Source organism: Streptomyces sp. 13-12-16 (assembly GCF_002114215.1).
GTDB lineage: Bacteria > Actinomycetota > Actinomycetes > Streptomycetales > Streptomycetaceae > Streptomyces.
On the sequence record NZ_NCTE01001417.1, the window covers coordinates 1 to 614 of the forward strand.

Sequence of the window (614 nt, forward strand, 5' to 3'; positions counted from 1 at the left end):
GTCGTCAGGCCTCTTTGACGGCGGTGAGGAACACGAAGGTGCCCGGCCCGCTCTCCTCGCGGACGGTCAGGCCCGCCTCGGTCAGCCAGCGCCTGAGGTCCTCCGGTTCGAACAGCCGCAGTCCGCCCTCGTGCTGCGGGAAGCGGTGGGCCGACTGGAAGTAGCGGTAGACGGGGTCCTCGGAACGGCGGAACGTCATCGCGGTGAAGGTGCCGCCGGGCCGCAGGATCCGGCCGGCCTCGGCGATGGCGGCCGGCGCCTCGTCGTAGAAGGCCTGCAGGGCGTTCCAGCACACGACCGCGCCGACGGAGGCGTCGGCGAAGGGCAGGTCGGCGGCGCCGGCCAGCACGGCGGGCACGTCGGGCAGCCGGCCGCGCAGCACGTTGAGCATGGGCAGCGAGCTGTCGACCGCGACGAGGCGGTCGGCGCCGACGGCCTCGGCGATCACGGTGGTCCACCGGCCGGCCCCGGCGGCGAGGTCGACGACGGGGCCGTCGACGGGCTTCACGTGCTCGGCGATGTAGCGGTCCTCGTCGTCGGGGGTGACGGCGCCGCCCCAGTTGGAGCCGGCGACCCGCAGGAACGAGGGGCGTGCCACGGCCTCGTAGAACAGG

At 74.3% G+C, this 614-nt stretch carries 1 protein-coding gene; it reads right to left on the minus strand.

What is annotated here, in order from left to right:
* Positions 1-4 precede the first annotated feature (4 nt).
* A partial coding sequence (locus B7767_RS41815; protein ID WP_143652985.1) for a class I SAM-dependent methyltransferase occupies positions 5-614 on the minus strand: 610 nt, incomplete at its 5' end.